This window comes from Marivirga arenosa (assembly GCF_030503895.2).
Lineage (GTDB): Bacteria > Bacteroidota > Bacteroidia > Cytophagales > Cyclobacteriaceae > Marivirga > Marivirga arenosa.
In genome coordinates this window covers 2,155,001-2,179,589 of record NZ_CP129970.2, presented here as the reverse complement: position 1 = coordinate 2,179,589, position 24,589 = coordinate 2,155,001, and the positions used below count along the sequence as shown (strand labels likewise).

Below are 24,589 nucleotides of genomic sequence, written 5' to 3'. Positions count from 1 at the left end.
ACATCTACCTCATTAAATTGATTAAGCCTGACTGCTGACCATTATAACTGATAGGGCGATCATCAAAATACTTCCCCTTAATACTCCATACATAAACACCAGATTCCACTAAATTCCCTTGGTATTTGCCATCCCAACCTACGCTGTAAGCCTCTTCCACAGAAGTGGTACGATACAGTAATTTTCCACCTCTGGTAAATACTCTAAATTCTATTTCCTTAATCCCCGCTCCATACACTTTAAAAAAGTCATTTTGGCCGTCAGCATTTGGGGTGAAAAGGTTAGGAATAAATAATTGATTTTCTACGTATATCGTCATTTCTCTAGAAGAAATACAGCCAACTGAATCTAATACTTCAACTGTATAAGTGGTAGTCCGAACTGGATTAGCAATAGGATTTGCAATCGTGGCATCTGATAATCCTCGCTCTGGCAGCCATTGATAAAACTGTCCTCCCGATGCTTGTAATTGAATAGCATCACCTGCCCCTATGGTAGTGTCGGCCGTCAAAATAATTTCAGGAGGGGTTTGAACCCTTACGGTTACTTCTGCTGTATCTGCTTTACAGTTGCCTGCCCATGATATCAATTGATAGGTTGTGCTTTTCTTTGGTTTTGCAATCGGGTTAGCACTATCAGGGTCATTTAATGATTCTGCAGGGCTCCATTCGTATTGATAATTAAATTGACTTCCTGAAGCTGTTGGATTTCCACCCAAAATGGTTTCATCACCCAAACAAATCACTCTATCATCGCCTGCATCAAGCATTAAAGGTTTATCAATCGCAACAAATACTGAATCAGTATACAGACATCCATTAGAATTTTCCACTTCCAAATAAAACCAAGTATCTTCTGTTGGCATCACCTCTGGGTTTGCAATGGAATCATTTGAAACAAATTTAGAGGGTGACCAACTCAATTTCCAATTATCATCCAAACCTGAAGGGTTTAAGCTTGCTACCTCATTTTTACAAATTAGAATTGAATCTCCTGCATCGAATTCGGGCAGACTTATCGCTGAAATTTGTATGCTATCAGTGTACACACAACCATTGCTATTCCATTGCTCCGCCCACCAATTTTGATCCTGAGTCACTTGAAAAGTAATTGTAGATGAGGTATCTAATAACTGTTGTCCCAAATCATTGAACCAATTAATAGAGTCTGCTGGCTTATCAATGCTTAAACTTATTGAATCGCCCGTGCAAATTGCTTGATCCTCGCCTAAACTAAACTCAGGCAAGTCATTTACTTCTACAATAACTGTATCCTTAATGAAACATTGGTTTATGTCACCAACCGATAAAATGAAGGTATCAGTCTCTTTTGCAACAAATGAAATGGAGGTCGTATCATTTGCTAGTGTTCCATTTTTCACTGACTCCCATTCCATAAACTCGTACTTTTCTGAATTTGAAATGAAAACTGAATCACCCTCACAGACTATTATTTTTTCAGGTAAATCAACTAAAGGAAGAGGGTTAACCCTTACTTGAATGGTATCGAAAGTCACGCATTGCAGAGAGTCAAATGTTTGAATAGAAACAGCTAAGCTACTATCTGCCACAAATGAAATAGATTTAGTGTGCGTGTTCGTTAATGAATCATTTAAATACCAGTTAATGCTGTCCTGTAAATTATCAACAATGATATTGACTAATTCCCCCTGACAATACTCTACATCTTCACCTAAAGAATACTGAAAAGGCTCATTAGCAACAATGGCAATAGAGTCATACTCCACACATCCGTTTACACCAAATACTTCCGCTATGATGGTATCTGTTTTAAGTACGTCATATTCTAAGAAGCGACTACCTTTCTCAATTAACCCATCAGCTTTTGAATACCAGTTAGTGGCAGCGAATCCTGTTCCCGTGTTTAAGAGGATATTACCGCCCTTACAAATAGTGGTATCATTTCCTATCGTAAAATCTGGCAAAGCTAATTTTGAAATGGCCAGGGTATCAAAATTAATACAGCCATTCAGATCTGCAGCTTCAACATAAATGACATCATCCCTGGTTACTTCCCAAGTAAGGGAAGCAGTTGTTTCTTCAAGGACTCCTTCAGCAGCACTGCTCCATTGAATGGAGGACCATTCACCAGCAAGTTCAATAGTGGCTGTACTTTGATCACATACTTGTAAATCGGGTCCTAATTCAACTAAAGGTAAAGGATTAATATTTACGACTACAGTATCAATGATGCTACACCCGCTGGTATTGGTTTTGCTTATAAAGAGTGTATCTCTTTCGTTGTAAACATCCGTATAAGTATTAACACCATTAGCAACAACACCCTTATTAAGGGACACCCATTCTATAGAGCTGAAGCTTCCCTCTACCTTCCATTCTAGTTCTTCACCCTTGCAGATGGTGGTATCAATTAGTGCCACAGCATTTGGCAGTTCCAACTTCCGTATAAAGACAGAATCCTGAATTATGCAATTGGCTGCATTTATGAATTCCACCAGTAGCGTATCACTGTAGTTCACTTCCCATTCAAGGTAATTACTATTTTCTTCCAGAAGTCCGTCATTGAAGCTATACCAGTTAATCTTATGGTCCGGCATTTCAAGATTATAAATGAGAATTTCTCCCTCACAGACAAACTCTTCTTCTGGCAGCGGACTTTCCGGCAATTCCAACATTTCCACCGCTATAGTATCCGTCACAGTGCATCCCAGCTGCTTTATCACTTCTACTACAAGGGTATCGCTAGCTGTTATTTCCCATTGAAAATCATTCTGATTAAGTATGGATGTTCCTTCCTGAAGCAGATACCAGTTGACTTCATCACCAATACTTCCTGCAGAAAATAACAGTTCCTCATATTTACAAACTGCTGTATCTGCACCTAAGTCTGGTTCTTTACAGATTACAAAGCTTTCCTCCGTGGAGAAGACTGAAGAGTTTCCACTTGCATCTACCGACTGTACAGACCAGAAGTATTCTCCTTCAGCTAATTCATTTATCTTAAACTCATTTTGTAGAAGGTAAAAATCCTGACTTTTATATAATTTACCATTTACTAAATTGGCTAGTGGGGAGCCAAAATCGACTGCTGAATTGGTAGAACCAATTCGTAAATTATAGGAAATACTGCTATTAGTAGTAAGGTCATCTGCAGATTTATTCCAGCTAACTCGAACTGAATCATCTTTTGAAAAACTTGCTAAACCATCCGGAATGGAAGGTGCAGCATTCATAGTTTCATTTTGGTTGAAAAGAATTCTACAAATCACCGAACTAGCAGGATCTATATCAGAAAAACCTGCATAGAATATATCCTGACTCCCATTTTTGTCAAAATCAGCTACTGCTGCATCACCATTAGAAATACCTTGTAGTACTGCACTATTTTCACTGTAGGTGCCTCCTTCTTTTAAATATAAATAGCCTTGAAAATTGCTATTGTTATCTAAACCAAATAATGAAATATCCAGATCTCCGTCATTATCTGCATCTATAACTTCTATAGTAGCTGAAGTTAGGGTTGATAATACATTTGGAATTTCAGTAAATTGACCTGATGCATTTTCAAAGATTTTAGTAAATGGAACGAAACTATTATCTCTACCACTTATGATTAAATCTTGCTTTCCATCAGCGGTTAAATCTGCTGTTTTAAACTCCTGGATCAGATAATCATTAAAAACGCTATTCGCTTGATTGCTTATAGAATGACCTGCATTATTTAGAAATATTTTAGAGGTAAAGAAGCCATCAGCTTTCTCACCCGAGATAATGATATCTCTATAATGATCATCATTGATATCTAAAACACCCCAGCTTCCTCTATAAAGCTGTGGGAACGCAATATCGCTTTTGTAAAAGTCATTGCCATCATTTAACCAAAGACCAGTTTCTATGCCATCATTAGCATCCAGCCCCATTATTAAAAGATCCGAAAACCCATTTTGGTCAAAATCAATCACTGAAAGTTGGGCCGAATACAACTCAGGTAAACTATATTGATTACTCAACGTAAAACCGGCTCCATCTCCTACTAATATTAATGTTTCAGGAGCTGAAGAAGCATTTTTACCTGTGTAAATGATATCTGTTGTATTGTCATTGTTTATATCAATTAATTGAAATGCACTTTTCTCTAAACCATTAATTGGCAATCCTACAGCAGAAAAGCTTTGGTTACCATTATTTCTATACATATTGAATATTTGGTTTCCATTTTTAGCTGCACCATTAATCAATAAGTCTGGTAATCCATCCTGATTATAATCTAACCATTCAGATTGTACATTCCCTAATGCAGGAATACCAAAAGTAGTTTGCTCATTAAAAGATTGAGCAATAGAAATAGTGTCAAAATAAACGCAACCTTTATCATTAAATGCTTCTGCTATTATAGTGTCGGATTTAAGTACCCGGTAATCCAAAGACTGACTTCCTGTTTCTATTGGTCCATCCAATTTAGAATACCAGTTGACAGAAGCAAAGTCAGCAGGTGTACTTAAAAGAATATTACTTCCTTTGAAAAGGGTGGTATCATTACCAATGTTAAATTCTGGCAAGTCTATTTTCACAATGGATAAGGTGTCATAATTAACACATCCGTATGAGTCAGCCGCTTCAACATATATTTTATCATTCTCTGCTACTTCCCAGTTCAAAGTGTTACTACTTTCATTTAATACTCCCTTATTCTTACTAGTCCATTGAATATAAGACCAATCGCCTGGAAGTTCAATTATGGTGGAGCTTTGATCACAAATTTCCAAATCTGGACCCAAATCAACTGTGGGTAGCGGATTCAGATGAATGGCCACCGTATCGATTGCAGTACATAGGTTAGCATTTAATTTTTCGATAAAAAGGGTGTCAGGAGAATCGTAAACAGCAGTATAAGTGTTCACATCTTTTGCTACTATATTTCCACTTGCATCTTTCCAATTTACAGCGTTAAAACTACCAGTAATATTCCATTCTAGCTCTTCTCCCATACAGATTACGGTATCAACAAGTGGAACAGCTTCTGGTAAGTCTAATTTTTTAATGATAACGGAATCTAAAATGCTACAATTATTTTCATTAATAATTTCCGCAATAAGTGTATCATTTTCTATTACTTTGAAATCGATTGCACTGGTATTTTGAAATAATAAACCTTGATTTGCCGAATACCAGTTGATGGTATGATTAGGCATAGCTAACTCATAACTCAAATCTTCTCCTTCACACACTTCGGCATTTTCATCTAATGGACTAAGTGGTAATTCCAACATCTCAATAGCCACAGTATCATATACCGTACATCCCAAAGGCAAAGGCTTTACAATCTCCACTATCAACTTATCTGTGGATAATACTTCCAATGTAAAGGTGTTTTGATCTGACAGCTCTAAGCCATCCCTTTGAAAATACCATTTCACTTGATCAGTAGCGCTACCTGCAGTAAAAGTTATTTCTTCTCCCTTACATAGAGCGGTATCTGCTCCTAAATCAGGAATATGACAAATGGTGAAGTTTTCTTCAGTAGAAAAATTTGAGGTATTCCCAGAAGCATCTATAGCTTGAACTGACCAAAAATATTCTCCCTCGGGTAATTGATTTACTTTAAATTCATTTTGTAAAAGATTAAAATCTTTCATGCGAAGTAATTGACCATTTGATAGAATCGCTTCTGGAGAGCCAAACTCACTGCCATCAGCATTAGATCCAATACTTAGGTTATAAGAAATACTACTACTTGCAGTCCGGTCATCAGCAGAGAAGCTCCAGCTCAATTTTACCGAATCATCCTTAGAGAAGCTTACTAAATCTTTCGGAATACTTGGCGCTGCATTTGTTACAGAAATATCGTTGACAAGCATTCGACTGCTAGGCGAAGCATTACCAGAGCCACTATCGCTTAGCCCCGAATAAAATACATCCTGCTTGCCATTCTGATTAAAATCAGCCACTACAGCGGCACCATTTAACATACCTAGTGAAATCGGATCAGCAGATCTAAAGTCACTTTCGTTTTCGATAAAATAAAGTCTAGTATAATCCGTATCAAAACCAAATAATAAAATGTCAAGATCGCCATCGTTATCTGAATCTATCAGCTCAATAGTAGCTAACGTTAAAGCAGGTGGTTCATACTCATTCTTTGTAAAGTTACCGGATGCATTTTCAAAAATCTGAGCAAAAGGAGTTGAATTACTTTCTGTTCCACTTTTCCCACTTATTACTAAATCTTCTTTTCCATCACTATTTAAATCTGCAGTTTTGATTTCCTGAATTAAATAATCATCAAAAATACTGTTGGCCTGATTGCTGACAGATTTTCCTGAATTATTTAATAGTATTCTAGTAGTGAAAATACCATCACTCTTCTTTCCAGAGATAATAATATCTCTGTATTGGTCATCATCAATATCTAATACGGCCCAGCTTCCCCCGTAAACTTGCGGCAAATTGATATCGCTTTTCGTAAAGTCATTTCCGTTATTTAACCAAAGGCTGGTTTCAATCTCGCCACTTGTATTTAAGCCCATAATTAAGAGATCAGAAAAGCCATTTTGATCAAAATCTATTTCCGCCAGCTTGGCTGAGTGGATTGCCGGCAAATTGAACTGACCACTGTTGGAAAATCCTGTTCCATCCCCTAATAAAACAGTGGTTTCTGCTATACCAGAACTATTTTCCCCTGTATAAACAATATCGGTAGCATTATCATTATTGATGTCAATCAATTGAAAAGCTGCCTTGGACAGGCTGCTTACCGGTAAACTTAAAGTTAAAAACTGTGGAACACCCCTGAAGTCCAAACCATCATTTTTGTAAATACCAAATACCTGATTTCCATTTTCATCCGTTCCATTGATTAACATATCCGGTAGTCCGTCCTGATTATAATCCAGCCATTCGGATTGTACATTGCCCAAGGCAGGAATCCCAAAATCCTCTCGCTCCCTGAAGGACTGTGAAAATATTTTTTCAGATGTGAAAAGCAGAATGAAAACTATTAATAATATACTACGCATTATTTCACTATAAATTTCTTGGTAATCGTTTTTCCTTCGGATTCAGCCATCACTAAATACACTCCTTCAGCTAAGTTTTGATCATCAAAATCAAAAACATAGTGTTTACTATTTTTCCCTGAAATTGAAGTGATTATTCTTCCCTTATTCAAATCAAAAATATGGATCTTGATATTTTGCTGCTGGTTCAATTCACTTTCAACCCTAAATCGGCCATAATTTGGATTTGGAAAAACATTCACCTCAAGATTCATATTAGTTCCTAGCTGTTCTTGCATCTGTCTTTGCATTTCAGCAACCTCAGGAGACATGACCTTAATAGTTTTGCGTATATAATCCTGACAAAGACTTATATGTGCTGTCATTCCCATTTCGTAATCAGCAGCTTGTGTAAAGATCACTTCTTGATAGCCATCTTCCTGAGAAACAACATATAGATCTGGATTATCACCATTATCCCAGAAGGTAGAATCAGGCACTGGCCAACTTACATCTACTATAATCACGGTATCCCCTACAATCGCATCTGAGGTTAACAAGAAATCAGTATCAATTAAATTATCGTCTTTATAAACTTCGAAAGTATACTCATCTGTACAACCATCTTCATTAACTGTATTCAGAGTGTAGGTTCCTTCTTGATTTATTTCTACTTCCTGGGTAACTTCTGAGAAGCCATTATTAGAGGTCCACTGGAATTCTGTCCATTTATCACCTCCATCTAAAATCAAGGTACCACTACCACATAAATATACTTCTTCAGGGAGGCCTTCAATATTAATTTCATCAGGGTCTTCTAGTGTGATTTGATCATCATAAGAACATCTATTTCCATCATAAATAGTATAATTATGAACACCTGCCATTAAATCATTCCTTATAAATAATGTGTCTCCATCATGCCATTCAATAGAATAATTCCCTACGCCTCCTGTAGGAACTATTTCAGCATATCCAGTTGGTTCTTGGTAGCAAATTGGATTTTCTGTATTTTCTTCAGCTACTCTTAGTATACTTGGTTGATTTAGACTAATGGTTGTAGAAAATTCACATCCTTTTGCATCTACTATTGCAACAGAATAATTTCCTGCTGTCAAACTATCCAAAGAATTAGTTGAAGTACCATCTTGCCATTCAATTTCATATGGCTGATTTCCACCAGTAATTTCTATGCTTAACTGCCCATCTGTACCGCCATTACAGGATGGCTGTTGCTTACTAACTGTTATATCCAATGGAGATGGTTCCGGAACTAAGATCTGCTCAGTATTTACACACCCATTTGAATCCGTGACAGTTACGAAGTAAAATCCAGCAGCAAGATTTTCTCGATTTTCAGAGGTTTCATTATCATTCCAGTTTATGGTATAGCTCCCAGACCCTCCTGAAATATCTAAATCGATAGCGCCATCCAAATCTCCAAAACAACTTACAGGACTTACTAAGTAGTTAATGGAAATAGTATCTGGTTGAGTTATTACGAATTCTCTTATTAGTGAACATCCATTGTCATCTTGAATCCTAAGTGCATAGGTTCCATCCACCAAGTTCGTCCTGTTTTTATTTACAGAACCATCTTCCCAAAAATATTGATAATTACCGCTTCCACCCTCTACATCAAAGGTTATACTCCCATTCGCTTGTCCAAAACAAAGTGGATTTTGAATAACTTCATTTACAATCTCAATTGGATTAGGATTTTCAACTCTAATAGTGTCCTGGATAGAGCAATTTTGATTATCAATAATGGTATAAACGTATTGACCAGAAGTCAAATTCTCTCGAATAACTCCTATATTACCGTCCTGCCATTCCACTAATGGATTGCTTGCATTTAGAATTCTATTGATTTCAATCCTTCCATCTGATCCTCCAGCGCATGATGGCGCTATTACCGTATATTCAACATCAATTTCCTGCTGCTCAGGTATTATTATTTCAAATTCTCTTTCACAACCGTTGGCATCCTGAATTGAAACCAGATGAGAACCAGCCTCTAAATCACTTCTGGACTCCTGAGTATTTCCGTCATCCCATAGAATATTATATTGACCAGAACCACCCGCAACATTTAGGTTTGCATAAGCTGTTTCTTCTCCTCTACATACTGGAGGACCACTTTCTAGTTGAATAGCAATTGGCTCAGGCCCAGTTAAGGTAAGCTCTTCAAAAGCGAAGCAGCTACTTCCATCAAAAACTTGAACACTGTAATTTCCTATTGCCAAACTATCTGCCGTTCTAGTGGTATCTCCATTCGACCATAAATAGGTATAGTTACCTTTCCCTCCTCCTGCATTTACCGTTAAACTGCCGTCAAAAGAATCATAACACTGTGGTTCTATCTGCTCAAATGAAGCAATGAATACAGGGTTTTGAGATTGAAGATTAAACGTTTTGGAAGTAGCACATTCATTAGCATCTGTTACCAATACAGTATAATTCCCTGCTTTTAAATTAACGGCCTCTGCTTGTGTCTGCTCCCCATTATCATCCCATAAATAGGTGTAAGGCGGCAAACCTCCACTAACATTAATCTTGATAGATCCATCATTACTATTTGGGCAACTAGTTGAAACGATAGACTGCGTTTGGATAACAATATCGCTATCTACATTATCCAGAGTGAAAAATAAAGTATCTGTTCTGCACAAATCTTGATTTTCTCCATAAACCCAATAGTTGCCGGCAGATAAACTGTCCGCTATATGCGTGCTACCTAACTCAAAACTGGACCATATGTAATTCAGTTTAGGAATTTCAGTTAACCTGATTTCTCCATTTGAGTTTCCGCAAGACGACATTTTAATGGATTCGACTTCTAACTCTGGTCTTTGGAAAGCTGCTAACTCTATTCGAATTTCTTCACTACAACCATCTGCATTTTGTATCACTGCAGTATATATTCCTGCAGCTAAGCCTTCTCTTTTATTTGCAACAATGGAAGAAGTAGGCCAAAAGACCTCAAAATTTTGATCAAAGTTTACGAATTGAACCTCTATAGAACCATCATTGTCATTACAGCTAGGATCTGATTTTATAATATCATACTCAGGGAATGCGTCCGGATTATCTAACAAACTTATTGAATCTACTGCCTTGCATCCCAGCTCATCTTCTACTGATAGGTAATAGAATCCTGCAGCTAAGTTGGATATAGCATCTGTGCCTTCTTCGCCTGTTGACCACGAATAGCTATAGTTTCCAGATCCTCCAGATACTATTGCCTTAAGGGAACCATTGGCATTTTCACAACTTGGTTTTTCTACTTCAAACTCTAAGGATAAATCAGACTTATCAGGAATATTGAAAGAAAACTCATGAGTACAACCAGCGGAGTCTACAAGATTCAATGAATACATCACACCTGCAGTCAATCCATTTGCAGCATAATTATCAATAGGACTTAAAGTTTCTGGCCAAATCACCTCAAAAGGTGAAATTAGGTTATCGTATTCAAATCTTATGTAGCCGTTGGCGATGTCGCAATCTGCCTCCCTATACTCAGCAATAGTAAGCTCAACCGGAAGAGGCTCATTTATTTCTAGAGAAATGCTTTGAGAGCAATTCAAAGCATCCACTACTGCAATTTCATAAGTACCAGGGCTTAAAGATGAATTTAAATCTTCTCCTTCCACTCCATTCCAATAAATTGAGTAGGGAGGCGTAGCTTCTGAAATACTTACTTTGGCAAAACCATTATTTAAATTGCAGTAAGAGTCCTTTAAGCTATCGATAACTATTTCGATCGGACTTACCTCTGGCATATAAATGGAGGAGGTTACTGCGCAACCCAGAGAATCTTCAACACTTACCCTGTATTCTCCTTCACCCAAAGCAGCTGGATCAATACCTCCTAGCCAGTTGATATTGTAAGGAGGAGTTCCACCTTTTATCTCTACATCAAGCCCTCCGTTGTTTTGCCCGCAAGTAGCCGCTTCTAACACAATAGGATTTATCTGTAATTTAGAAGGCTCAGTAATCGTCACAGAAAGGGTGTCGGAAATGCAATTCCCTTTTTTGCTCCAGATCCTATACAGCCCAGCAGCTAAACCTTGAAATAAAACAGATTCCTTTTCCTGGGCTTCCAATCCTAATGTACCAGTCAGATCATTCCAAAGGTAGTAATCCATGATTTCATACTGACCACTGAAGCCTATAGAGCCAGTTGACTCGCCATTGCAACTTACATTAGTTATTGCTATATTATCTATGGCTGGTCTCTGGTAATTTATTTCAAATGATTCTGAAACTTCACAGCCTTCCGCATCCCAAATCCTTATTTGATGCTCTCCATAGTCTAAATTTTCGTAGATAGATAGTGATTCGAATTCATCTATTTGTATTGAATCGGGGAGCAAATTATCAATCTGAACTTTATACTTGTTTGCTTTCCATCCACCTGACAAATTAATTTGCACTTTAAGTGGATCAGTGGTCTCGCAATTATAGTCTTGGGCGTAAATAGTATCAATAGCAAAAGGCTTGCTTGGCTGTAAAATTCCTACTGTTAAAGATTTTTGACTACAAGCAATAGTATCATAAGTAACCTTTGCAGTATAACTTCCTCTACTTAGATTTTCAAGGCGATCCGATGTTTCATTTTCAAGCAGATTGCCGTTTTTATACCATTCGAATTTGAAAATATCCGTATTTGTATTTTCTCCATAAGATGCATTGATCTTAATACTTCCATCCGATCCTCCAAAACAACTTACCTGCTTAACCTCAGAAGTTAGCATAACAGAATCTGTTTTTGCGATGGTAACAGTATCAATAATCAGGCAACTGCTCTGATATGAATTTTTGTAATAATTTTCATCTTTCAACCATATCTCATAGAACTGGCCTCCCACTAATTCTGTAAATTGGTAATCATTAACAGCTGAATCTAATTGGACCCAACTCTGTCCTTTATTTATAGACAAAGAATGTCTTCCATCACCTCCAGTAGTCGTAACCTTTATGGCCGCATCTGTCGTATTGCTACACTTTGACTCTATTGGTTGTAAGTTTACTATTGATAGGGGATCTTCTCTTTCCTTAAGCAATATATCTCGGCTAAATTCACAGCCTACTGTGTCCGTAATTTTTACCCTATATTGTCCAGAAAAAAGAGATACAAAACTATGTTGATTCGTATTGGCATCAATTAAAGAATCAATTTGAGTCTGGTTAGAATCATATAATCTAAATGAATAGCTACCATCAGACCTACCGCCAGTTGCTCTAACATGAATCTTACCCGTACTATCACCCAGACACAATGGAAAGTCATAATATAAGGTGTCCGTTTGGAGTTGAGGGATATTTTCGATTTCTAAAACTGAATTCTTGACCGTACAAACCGTATTGTAATTAAAAGAATTAGCATCGTACACTTCTACTTTATAAAAACCTGCTGAATCAATAAATGTCGCTGATGTTCCCTTAATACTATCTAGCAATTTAGTTCCCTCCTGATTATAAAACATTATGATATATTCATCATTTGGAAAAGGGATTCCGCCTGAGGGGGTAATAGTCAGTTCACCATCTTCTGAATAAAAACAGCTTGGTTCCCGCATTTCATGTTCAAAATCAACGGAGTCTGTCGGTTCGATTAAATCAAAATTCTCGGTTTTAGTGATATACTGAAAATCAACTGAGTAATCATATTTATCAGTAACTTGTACATAATAATTACCTGCTGCAACATTGCGAAAAATGGCTGTATCTTCAGTGGAATGTATAGTTTGTGAGAAGTAAGTAGTCTCCCCTGATTTCAATTCTACAAAATGAGGATACAATCCCCCTGAGGTTTGAACTTTTACTGTATCAGTACCATTTTTGCATGCAATATTAACACCACCAGCATAAGAGGTATTTAAAGTGATTTCTATTTTTAGCGTGTCAGGGGCATTTAAGCGGAAAGTAGAGTCCTTCAAACAACCCAGTCTATCAACGATCTCAAACCTGTAATTTTTCTGAGCCTGTAATAGACTATCAAATGCATAAATATCATCTGCACCTTTTTCGACACTCTCCGTAATCAAAGTTTCTTCATCTGCATCGTATAAGTAATAATTATAATTTTGACTACTCCCATCTAAAAGCATTCCACCCACCGCTTTCATAAAGACAGTTCCATTGGTATCTTTTGCATGCTTAAGATGGTAGTCATTATCTTCTTTATCTTTATACCATACTTTGACTTTAGTTTCTGTTTTATCAATTTTAAATTCGTCTTCTACCTGATTCAAAATGAACAAATTTGAATCATCTGCTGTAGAAAGAGTACAACCATCTCCATCTGTACCTGTAATTTCATAAGTTGTAGAAGTAGAGTTAAAAACGTTGGCATTGCGGAGTACAATATTGTCGGAATAAACTGTGTAATCCTTATCCTTTTCTAATGTTTCACCGTCTTTAGTAATAGTGAAATCTTTACTTACTTTTCCACTGCTTGAGTCAAAATTTAAAGGCCAGGTAATGTCGATTTGATCATCTTTACACTGCACATAATAATCATCTTCTAATTTAATACCACCTGTTGGAGCAGCAGCTTCCGATGAAACCATTTGAGGTTGGTCGGGAACATTGAAGCTAAATTCATCTGAATAAATAGTACAATTTCCATCGTTAACCTGAATAACGTAAGTGGCATTGTTTTGAGGGTCTATTCCAGATATTGTAGGTGAAGTAGTATCTCTATTTTCCCAAAAGACATTCTCATCGTTAAAATCTGGACAATCGTTACTAAAGTTACCAGTACACGTATTGGGTAACTTCACTAATTTATAGCTAAAGTTATTTTCTGAGATCGCTCCCCCGCTAGAAGTAAAGCTAATGGAACCAAAACCATCAAAACATGTAGGATCTACTGGAGTATCAATAATTACGGTTAGCGGATTAGTGATATCTGGAATAGTGTTTGTAAATGATCTTGAACACTCGTTTGCATCTTTTACTGTTAGACGTACCTCGTCACCTTCACCGAAACCGCTTATTGTTAAGCCACTTATTGTAAAATCTTCTTTATCAACTGATTGACCATTTAGCATGACTGCATCAATTTCATACTCTGATGGGCTTGCTACAGTACCACCTTCCAGAAACAATTGAATACTACCATCTTCTAAGCCAGGGCAAGAAGGTGGCTGTAAAATAGGGGGTTCTCTGTAAGTTATCACTGGTGGATATGGAATATCTATCTCATTGCTTAGAATGTAATTGCCTTCATTAGCCCATGAAGTACATTGATCATACTTCACTAGAACCCTGTATACTCCTCCATTTAACCTTGTAAAAGTAACAGTTTGATTACTAGCTCCCGATTTTGGACTTTGCCAGTCAAACCAGTTATTATTAGAAGTTTTCTTCTGTAATTTATAATCTAATTGATCTCCTTCTTGCCTTTTTGCAGTTAGCTCTATAGCAGCACTATAATTGTACCAACATAGAATTGGTTGTGATGTTATAGAAGGTTGGAAAGAATCATCAATATCCACATCACTTTGGTTTGTAATAAGAATATTACTTGCAGAATATTCTAAATCACAATCACTATATCTGACTTGTAATCTATATGTGCCAGGGCCAACAGAGTGGCTCAAATTTGCACCGCTTGCTTGATCGTACCATGTTTTAACAGATTTAGAACTATTATTACTCACATCTTGTATTGTAATCTTATTAATGTCTTTATTATCATTTCTACTTACTTTTACATTTATATTTGTTGTAGAATTATAACAAATTAACGTGTCTTGATCTGCAGAAAATTCTTCAATACTTATATCAGGTATAGGTCCCACTGTAAATTGCTCAGTTCTTCCACAAGGATAATCTGATATAGGATTTCCATCTTTATCATCTATATTAAAATCTATCTGAACCGTCCATTTACCTGGTACCAGCCGCAATTCTTCAGTTTTTTCGACATTCGGGTTCTCAGGATCAGAAACAGTCACTGTTAAGCTTCTATCAAAATCAAAGTATGCTTTACCTCCTGATATTCTTGAGGGTAGGACAGTTGTTGTATAAGCTTTTTTATTTGCTAATTCACTTACACTGCCGTGAGCATTTATAAATGAACAGTAAAGATAATTTATATTAGAAGAAGTTACAGAATAAGTAAGCGATCCAAGGGGATTGTCGCAGCTTGGATCTTGCACATCTCCCTCTATTGAACCTGTGGGAGTTTTATAAAAATCTCTACTTATTACTGTTGAATTGGTTACCGAAGTACAATTAGTATAACGACTTTCGATAAGAAAATCAACATTTACATGTAAATTGGTATAAATAGGGCTAATTGATTTTACAGTACTTGCAGTCCAGTCTTTAATTGTTGTATAGGAAGCAGTGCCCACCTTGTACCTAACCCTTGACTGAATATCATAAGTACTACTAGGTGGTGTCTCTGTGATATCTATTGTACCATCATTCGAACAAATAATCCCACTGGCTCCATTGTCATCCTCATCGCCACTAAAACTTAAGGTACTTAATTCAGGTGAAACTTCTGCATCTCCTCCAAATGTTGGTATAATTGAAGCTGAAATTTCTATCGACTCTGGAGTACAGTTCCCTACAAAAGCTTGAAATGCTGATAGTTCTAACTCATAATTGGATTCACCTGAATTCCAAAATACACTTACTACCTTTAAGTCATTTCCAGTGACCACATTAGCACCATTAGAAAATTTACCTCCTGTTGCCGTCCACGTATATTTGAAAACACATCCATTTGTTTCATTACTATTGACAACGTATGTAGTATAGGTATTGTAACAGGCTACACTTCCATTTATGCTAGTACCTCTTAAATTTGCATTGGTGAGATCTTCACCCGCAATACTCAAATGACTAAATACAATTAGTATTAAAAAACAAACAAAAAGATTAAACCTATACATTTAGATTATTATCACTTTAAAATTCTCTTTTTTCTTATTCCCTTTGGTAATTTTTATTTCGCCAGCATCCATTTTTGCTTCTCTGATCAGGTTTAATTGCAGATCGCTTTTATAATATACCTTAACCTTTTGTTCTTTTCTATTAGCATTATTACTCCAAATAATACTAAAAGAGTCTTCATTTTCTAAAATTTGATATTCAAAATTTGATGAGTTTTTAAAAATTACATTTATAGACGTAGCTTTCGATACTCCTTCATTTCCAGAATCGTCCAAAGCAATCAATCTATATTTATAGCTTCCCTCAGATTTTACCCTATCTATAATCTTAGACTTATCAGAATCTAAGGCTTTTACCAATTCATATAATGAGTTATCAATACTTCGATACAATAAGTATTTATATACATCTACACTTGCACTTTTAATGAAATCAATTTTCACTGTATCAGCTACTTGATAAATTTTGTTTATGATTGGGGCAGAAGGTGGAATTATATCCGGTAACTCTACTTCGAAAGCTTCACTTAAATCAGAAGTATTCCCATTTTTATCAAAAGCAGTTATATAATAATAACGTTCGTTGTTGATTAATTCTAAATTCTCAATCACAGTTAAAACTGTATCTAAATTTTTCGCATCATATAGCATTGAAGGCTCTGAATACTTTGTTTGGGCCTTGTAGATTCTGTATCCTGCTATATCTTCCTCTTCATTAGAATGCCAAGAAATAGTAAGACTACTATCCTTAGTAATATATTCTGCAAATTCAGGGGTTGCCGGAGGAATACTATCAATCAATTGAAAAATATCAGGATAAGAATAGTTAATCCTATTTCCAGTGCTAACCCCCACTCTATAATATTTCTTTGCATTAGGTCTAAAATCTTCAAAAGTAAAATTGGTATTCAAACTATCTATTTGAACCAATTCATAATTCCCTTCTGATTCATCGGACTTCTCCAAAAATGAGGCTTTAATATATTGGGTTTCACCAGAGGCTGACCATTTTATCACATTAGCTCCCTCTTTTGTATAGTATATTGTATCAATTTTAGGAATAGGAGCTCTAAATTTAGGTAATCTCTCAATACTGAGAGTATCGGAGGAGGGACTAATTTGCCCGAATGAATTTCTACCAAAAATTCTGTAGGATACTTTCCCTTGATATTGGGCTGTATCGATAAAAGTATTAAACAGATTGTCTTTACTAGGTCCTTTCTTAAAATTTATAATAGGTAATGAATTAATTTTCTTAAAATTATCTTCCTCATATGCTCTTTCAATGATATAAGTTGAAAAAATATGACTGTAAGGAGCATTTAGCCATCGAATAATTACCTTTCCATCTTTTTGAGTAATGGCTTCAACTTTAGGTTTTGGCAATGGATCATAATCTTTAGGACCAAAATAAACAGATGCCGTATCTGTACTTAGAATACTATCCGGTACATTGGCATATACTCTATACAAATAGCGTTCGTTTTCCTTTACTTTATAATCTTCAAAATACAATCCCAAATAATCTGCTACTTCCACAGACTGATCCGCAGCAAATAATGAGAAGGAAAAACGCGATTGCAGTTCTTTGGATTTATTAACGATAGAAAAAAATCCATTTTGGGCATCATTTAAATTGATCCCATCACCATATATAGATTGAGCTGCAATTGCTGCATAATCATTTACTTGCACAATATCTTCCCATTCACCTAAAGGCCTGGGCTTACAATCACTTATTAAAATCTCTTTATTTAATGGTAGATCTAAAAGCTCACCATTTCTTTCGTAGTAATATTTTTCTACGGTATAGCCATACCTATTTGCCAGTTGCCATAATGGTGCCTGATCAGCAGCCCACCTTAGCTGAATTTTATGGCCCAGTGAATCATAGCTTAGACTTAATTGCACAGATGCTTGTTTTTGGGCTACCACCTTCACACTAAAAAGTAAGAATATTATGATATAGATCTTTCTCATTCTGCTTCTCCTACGTTACTTGTAAAATATAGGATAAAATTACTTTGTCCGCTTATCCCGCCCGGTAAAATATACTTAAAGTTAGTCGGATATGAACCTTTTCTAATGATTGGAAAAACTGAAGTTATAAAATTCTCTATCCTTGCCGTTCTTGATCTAGTCGCATAGTAAGTAGTTGCTTCATCTCGCAACTCCGTATATTGCTTCTCCACATAATCAGCAGCAAAATACTTTACAGCAAAATATTTATATTCCTTAAAAAAAGTTTGATCAAAATTGGTAGACTGATTGACTCTTAGGTCTGTATCCGGTTGAGATATGTAAAAAGCTGTTTTTGGAGGCACTCCATAGGTTAAATTTTCCTCTATCCTTATTTTCTCTACATTTCCAATTGGAAAATAAGGGTACCCGTTGTATACTAGCGGACCCAAATGATTTTGATACCAAATGTTGTTTTCAAAATCTGCTTCTATGTAAATTAAAGGATCTACATTTGCCCCCCCATTTATTTCATAATCCCCAAAACGCTCAAATCCAGCATTAAAATCTATAGACAACTGATGTACTCCATGACGTAATCTAAATCTTGAACCTGTCGACTTGTCATAGTCATCTGAAAAGAATTTTTCTCCCAAAGTATTATACTTACTTGTTCTGAAATAAAGAGAAAAAATTTCTTCCTCGGTCAAAGCCTCTATGCTTCCTTCTGCTTCTTGAGTTTCGACCTCAAAAGTAAGGTCTTTCCCGTCCATCTCTGTCTTAGTGGAAGTTTTCACCTGCTTGACATTACTATCTACTTTTACATTTTCTGTACTAGGCACTCTAAGCAATTGAAAATGATAGATCTTATCATTATCTAAAGGGTCTAAATCGAATCGTACTTCTTGTGTGTTGTCATTATAAGTAAAGTCTGTTCTTACAGAATTTCCAGATTTATCTGTGAAAGCAGCTTTCAAATCCCATCTCCCTTCTTTTTCAAATGGTCGAGTTAATCCTGCATCAGTTAATTTAATATAGCCCTGATTATATTCATTTTGATAGAAGTTCACCATCCCTTCTATAGGATAAGAGTATTCCACTAAGTCTTTAGGAATATAATCAGGCTGCAGACCAGAAGTAAAAGTATAATCCATAGATTCTGTCACTGTCTTTCCGTTTTCTTTGTAATCTGTCCAAACACCATTTTTCTTTTCTTCAAAGTGAATTTTTACTTTTAAATCTAATTGACTTTCAGAAGGCAATATGCGTTTCGGATCAAGGACGAATACATTTTTTTCACTATTAAAACTTATATTAGCATCCATTTCAGTAGCTCCATCCATCAGTTTGAAATAATCTAATTTGACCCGGTAATACTTTGGATTTCTTTCAAAATCCAATACTTTAAACTCTTTTTCAACCGGAATATTAAATACTGCCTGCGGTGAGGTAAATACATCCACTTCTGTGGTTCCACTTGCAGGTGTCAATTCAGCAATTATGTTCATTTCCTTTAAAGGACTATCACCTAGCGAAACTTTTTCGCATTTTTCCCCTATTTCAAGCTCAAAATCAAAATTACCTTCTACTAATCCATCTAGTACACTAAAGGTACCTGCTGCATTTCCTTTCATCCAAAAAGGATTGGGCCCCTCAACTTGCATTAATGCAGCTAACGCTCCATAAAATATTTCAACTCTTTTATCTATAAATTTCAATTTTATATCCATACCAATGGTAGCCCACAAACCAAAGTATGCCTGGCCAGATGCGTACCATCCGTTTATTCCAATTATATCTTGCTCACCTTTACATTTTGCTTGTATATGAGACAGATTAATGTCAAAGCCTGCGGTTGCTGCAAACCTACCGTAAAACATTAGATATTCCTTTTGTCCAGTATCAACTGTGAAATTTGCTCCAAAGGCAAAACCCTTCCCTGATCTCAAGGCCAGGTTATCAATATTTTCAGCTTCTAGAGTTTCACTATGAGCTTTTTCATCTTTATCTAAAATTCTCCAGATTTCTGGTGGTGGTGGAGGTAGAGGAGGTATCTCATGACCTATCATAAAATATGTATCCGCTTTAGCCAGACCTAAAAATTGAATACCAATCGGATTAGTAGGTTTTCCTATATGGATATACCAATAATTCTCTTCAAAATGAATGATTGATCTCCCAGCTAAATAGCCTGGATTGCTACCCGTTACAACTCCTCCCGCAGCATTAACATAAACATCAATAACTCCGTGAAAGCTATTATTAACATTGTCAAATAAAAGTCGAACATCTCCTCGAAAAGCGGAACCTGGTTCTGAAGTTATAGCTTCTTGATTAGAAACTTTTGAAGCCAAATCTTTAATTACATCGGGTCCTGTATTGAATTGGCCAGTCATCATCTCTACTGAACCATTAAATGCAATTTGATTTATTCCTCCCTTAGAATTAAAAGCTATTCCAAATTCTGCTTTTCCATTAGCTGTGCTTTCAGCATTTTGTATACTAAAAGTTACAGAAGCCTTAATACCCAGATGAACATTGTCGTCAGGGATATATATGATATTAGAAACAGATCGACCAAGTTGAGAGCCAATATTCTCATTTAATCCTTGTTGTCTCATATGATAAAATGCTCCACCTCCTAAACCATTTATAGCGAAAGGTGCAACCACTGGTAATCCGTTTGGCCACTCGGCCATTGCATCGACATACCAATATCTAAATCCATCAACAGATCCAAAAAGAGCAGTAGCTTGTACTGTAATCGGACTATCATCTGAACCAAATTCAGCCAATACAGATCCCTTAAAGCCATTCCCATAAGTATTATCACCTTCATAGAATACCAAAGATCCATCAAATGAGAATCCAGGTCTATCCACTTTTATTGCGATACCATCTAATTCGAGGCGATCATATTCATAAGTAATTCTTTCTTCAATTTGATTTTGATTAGCCCAAATAGTAAAAGCAGATTTTGCACCAAAACCATTATCTGCTGCTTTAACCAGATTCACGGTTAACTCCGTTTGAATTCCTACTCTTCTATTTTCAGAATCTATTTCTAACGCAACTTTTTCTATACCAATCGAAAATCCACCAACAGTATTGCCATCAGAATTATTTTCAAATCCGAAATACTGAGCATCTAAATACGGAGCTTCGGTTTGTAATACTAAAGACTGAAATACCAATCCATTAACTTCAGCCACTTTCTTACCTGAAGAAGTTGTCGGCTTCAAATTCATACTCCCATGTAATACCGCTCTAGGTTTAAATTTACCTTCAATACCTTTTAATTCAATAAGCGAGTTTGGCTCTAAGTTTAAATCAGCTTGAAATACATTGAACTTAGCTGTAGATTGTAATCGTGCTATCAAATCATAATTACCGTTTACATTAAAAGTACCTGAATAAGCCAGTGGTTCATCTGTTTCTAAAGATGGCACTTCAATTTCTCCAGAAAGATTTCCTGAAATAAATTCACTTTTGTAAAATTCTACGTTAATATCGTTAACCGATAACTTCCAGGAATCTGCATTTCCATCATTTAAATCTAAAATATTCTTAGCTCCTATTACACCTGTAAATCCTAATTCATCAATAATTAGATCATAGGCATAAAATGATGTCCTTTGATCACTGCCTTTTTTGTTAAATTCATTAGGCAAGAAAACATTTACCTCTCTAAAATAGAATCCTCTCCACAAAGATTGAAGTCCATTATTGAAATAAGGTGAATCATAATCAGCTGGAAACACTATTCCACTAGCATTTTGATTATCAGAAAAGTCAAAAATAGCATTAGATACTTCAAAAGACCATCCCTTGAGACTAGCTAACTGAAATCTCGGTAGGGAAAGATCCACTACTATATCATTCCAACTTGAAACTTTAGTCGTAAAACGTGAAGTTACCCTATCATTGGACAAAGTGCCGTCAGGGTTCTCTAATTTTAAAAAGTCTCTTGAAAATGTAATCCCTGCATCAATCGAAAGCTCCTTAAAACCATAACAATCAAACTCTGCATAAGTATTACCTGGTTTCAATGCATCTCCTCCAAAAAGTGTTAAAAGCACCTTATTATTGTCAGGATCTGAGTCAAAATCAATATTATTATTTCCTAGTAATTCAACTCTACCAGTACCCGTAATTCCGCCAGAAGCAGAAAATTCGATACCTCTACCCATAAAGGCTAGGATTTTATCTGAGGGTAACTTAATAGTCAGAAAGGCATCTATGTAAGCATTATTTTCAGTCAATCTTACTTTAGTAAACATCACTGTATAAGAAAGTCCTCCAATTGTTTTCTTTATCCCAACTGGTAGCTGAAAGGACTGACCTAAGGTTAAGTAGTCTATAAATCGATTATCTTCCTCAATTTTATTGTAAGTCTTAAAGGCTTCTTCTCTAAAATAATTAATAGAGTCTTCATTCATTTCTGAATCAAAAAATAGGCCTTCATTTGGAAGAACATCAAATTTTGAAGTAATAGATTGGTTGATTTTTTGATCATTAAATTGTCTTACGCGTTTGAAATTTTCAAATAAGACAGGTTTTATTTTACTTTTAGGAATTGCTACACTATCTACTCTTAAATTAGTAATAGTTCTTGCTTCTACTCTTTTTAACTTTAATAAGTTATTTCGATCAATTCCATGAACTGAAATGGTAGAAAGGAGGAATACAAATATAAAAAGATAATTCTTCAATAACTCTAGGTCTCGGCTGCAGTAACTTCTAAAATAATTAAAACCAAAAATAGTTAGCAAATTAAATCTAACAAAACAAAATGTTGGATTTCTTTTGTTTTATTACATTGATATCACACGAAAACATTTAATCTATTAGCCATTTTGAACTAGAATAAAATAAAGGCATAAAAAAAGCCTGATAGTTTTAAAGCTATCAGGCTTATAATAAAAGTTGGCAACGACTTACTCTCCCACCTTTTACGGCAGTACCATCAGCGCTGGTGGGCTTAACTTCTCTGTTCGGAATGGGAAGAGGTGTACCCCACCGCTATAGTCACCATAAACTCTTGAATGGGTTTATGATCATTTATCCCGACTAATCGGGACAGCAGTATCAGTAATTTCTTTAGTATTCCTCTCTTTTGAAGAATAGTTAACATGTTTTAGTGAAAGAGCACTAAAGTAAACATAAGACTGTTGAACGGAAAGCTACGGATAATTAGTACTGCTCGGCTATGACATTACTGCCTTTACACCTGCAGCCTATCAACCCCATCATCTATAGGGTTCCTTTAAAGAAGTCTCATCTTGAGGCGAGTTTCGCGCTTAGATGCTTTCAGCGCTTATCTCTTCCAAACATAGCTACCCAGCAATGCACCTGGCGGCACAACTGGTACACCAGCGGTTTGTCCAATCCGGTCCTCTCGTACTAAGATCAGGTCCTCTCAAACTTCTAGCGCCCACAACAGATAGAGACCGAACTGTCTCACGACGTTCTGAACCCAGCTCGCGTGCCACTTTAATGGGCGAACAGCCCAACCCTTGGGACCTTCTCCAGCCCCAGGATGTGACGAGCCGACATCGAGGTGCCAAACCTCCCCGTCGATGTGAGCTCTTGGGGGAGATCAGCCTGTTATCCCCAGAGTACCTTTTATCCTTTGAGCGATGGCCCTTCCATGCGGAACCACCGGATCACTATATCCGTCTTTCGACCCTGATCGACTTGTAGGTCTCACAGTCAAGCTCCCTTATGCTATTGCGCTCTGCGCACGGTTACCAAGCGTGCTGAGGGAACCTTTGAAAGCCTCCGTTACTCTTTTGGAGGCGACCACCCCAGTCAAACTACCCACCACACAATGTCTCCCGCTACGCGGGATTAGGCATCAGATAAAATAAGGGTGGTATTTCAACAACGACTCCACCATGCCTGGCGACACAGCTTCGAAGTCTCCCACCTATCCTACACATATTTTACCCAATGTCAATGTGAAGCTATAGTAAAGGTTCATGGGGTCTTTTCGTCCCGTTGCGGGTAAGCGGCATCTTCACCGCTACTACAATTTCACCGAGCTCGTGGCCGAGACAGTGCCCAGATCGTTACACCATTCGTGCAGGTCGGAACTTACCCGACAAGGAATTTCGCTACCTTAGGACCGTTATAGTTACGGCCGCCGTTTACTGGGGCTTCAGTTCAACGCTTCGCACCGAAGTACTAACGTCCCCCCTTAACCTTCCAGCACCGGGCAGGTGTCAGGCCTTATACATCATCTTTCGATTTCGCAAAGCCATGTGTTTTTGTTAAACAGTCGCCTGGGCCTCTTCACTGCGGCCTCGTTATCACTAACGAGGCGCCCCTTCTCCCGAAGTTACAGGGCCATTTTGCCTAGTTCCTTAGCCACGGATCACTCGAGCACCTTAGGATTCTCTCCTTGACTACCTGTGTCGGTTTACGGTACAGGTACCTTATACATATGTTTAGAGGATTTTCTTGGAAGTCTGATTAGGTCCACTATCCACGCTGCCGAAGCGTTGTGGTACTATCAAGTTCAGCTAGTCGTGCGGATTTACCTACACAACCAATACCTACACTCTTTAACGTACTATTCCGTCAGTACGCGGGACTTTCACTACTCCGTCTCCCCATCACTCTATAAGGTAGTACAGAAATATTAATCTGTTGTCCATCGACTACCCCTTTCGGGTTCGCCTTAGGTCCTGACTAACCCTCAGCTGATTAGCATTGCTGAGGAAACCTTAGTCTA

4 protein-coding genes and 2 rRNA genes (1 of these 6 only partly in view) are annotated in these 24,589 nt (G+C 36.8%); all 6 read right to left on the bottom strand.

Going from position 1 to position 24,589, the window contains the following annotated elements; genetic code table 11:
* Positions 1-4: 4 nt before the first annotated feature.
* The gene (locus QYS48_RS09580) at positions 5-6,997 is read right to left on the bottom strand and encodes an FG-GAP-like repeat-containing protein (protein WP_308355714.1); all 6,993 of its coding nucleotides are present in this window, start codon (positions 6,995-6,997) and stop codon (positions 5-7) included.
* On the bottom strand, positions 6,997-15,840 hold the full coding sequence (locus QYS48_RS09575; protein ID WP_308355713.1) for a T9SS type A sorting domain-containing protein: 8,844 nt from the start codon (positions 15,838-15,840) through the stop codon (positions 6,997-6,999). The genes QYS48_RS09580 and QYS48_RS09575 overlap by 1 nt, the downstream gene beginning before the upstream one ends.
* Before the next feature lie 54 nt (positions 15,841-15,894).
* Entirely contained in the window at positions 15,895-17,874 is a 1,980-nt protein-coding gene (locus QYS48_RS09570) for a hypothetical protein (RefSeq protein ID WP_308355712.1), read from the bottom strand.
* On the bottom strand, positions 17,871-22,565 hold the full coding sequence (locus tag QYS48_RS09565) for a hypothetical protein (RefSeq protein ID WP_308355711.1): 4,695 nt from the start codon (positions 22,563-22,565) through the stop codon (positions 17,871-17,873). Before QYS48_RS09565 ends, QYS48_RS09570 begins: the two co-directional genes overlap by 4 nt.
* 212 nt (positions 22,566-22,777) lie before the next feature.
* Positions 22,778-22,889 (bottom strand): 5S ribosomal RNA (rrf, locus tag QYS48_RS09560).
* A gap of 138 nt (positions 22,890-23,027) precedes the next feature.
* A 23S ribosomal RNA gene (locus QYS48_RS09555) occupies positions 23,028-24,589 on the bottom strand (it continues 1,322 nt past the right edge of the window).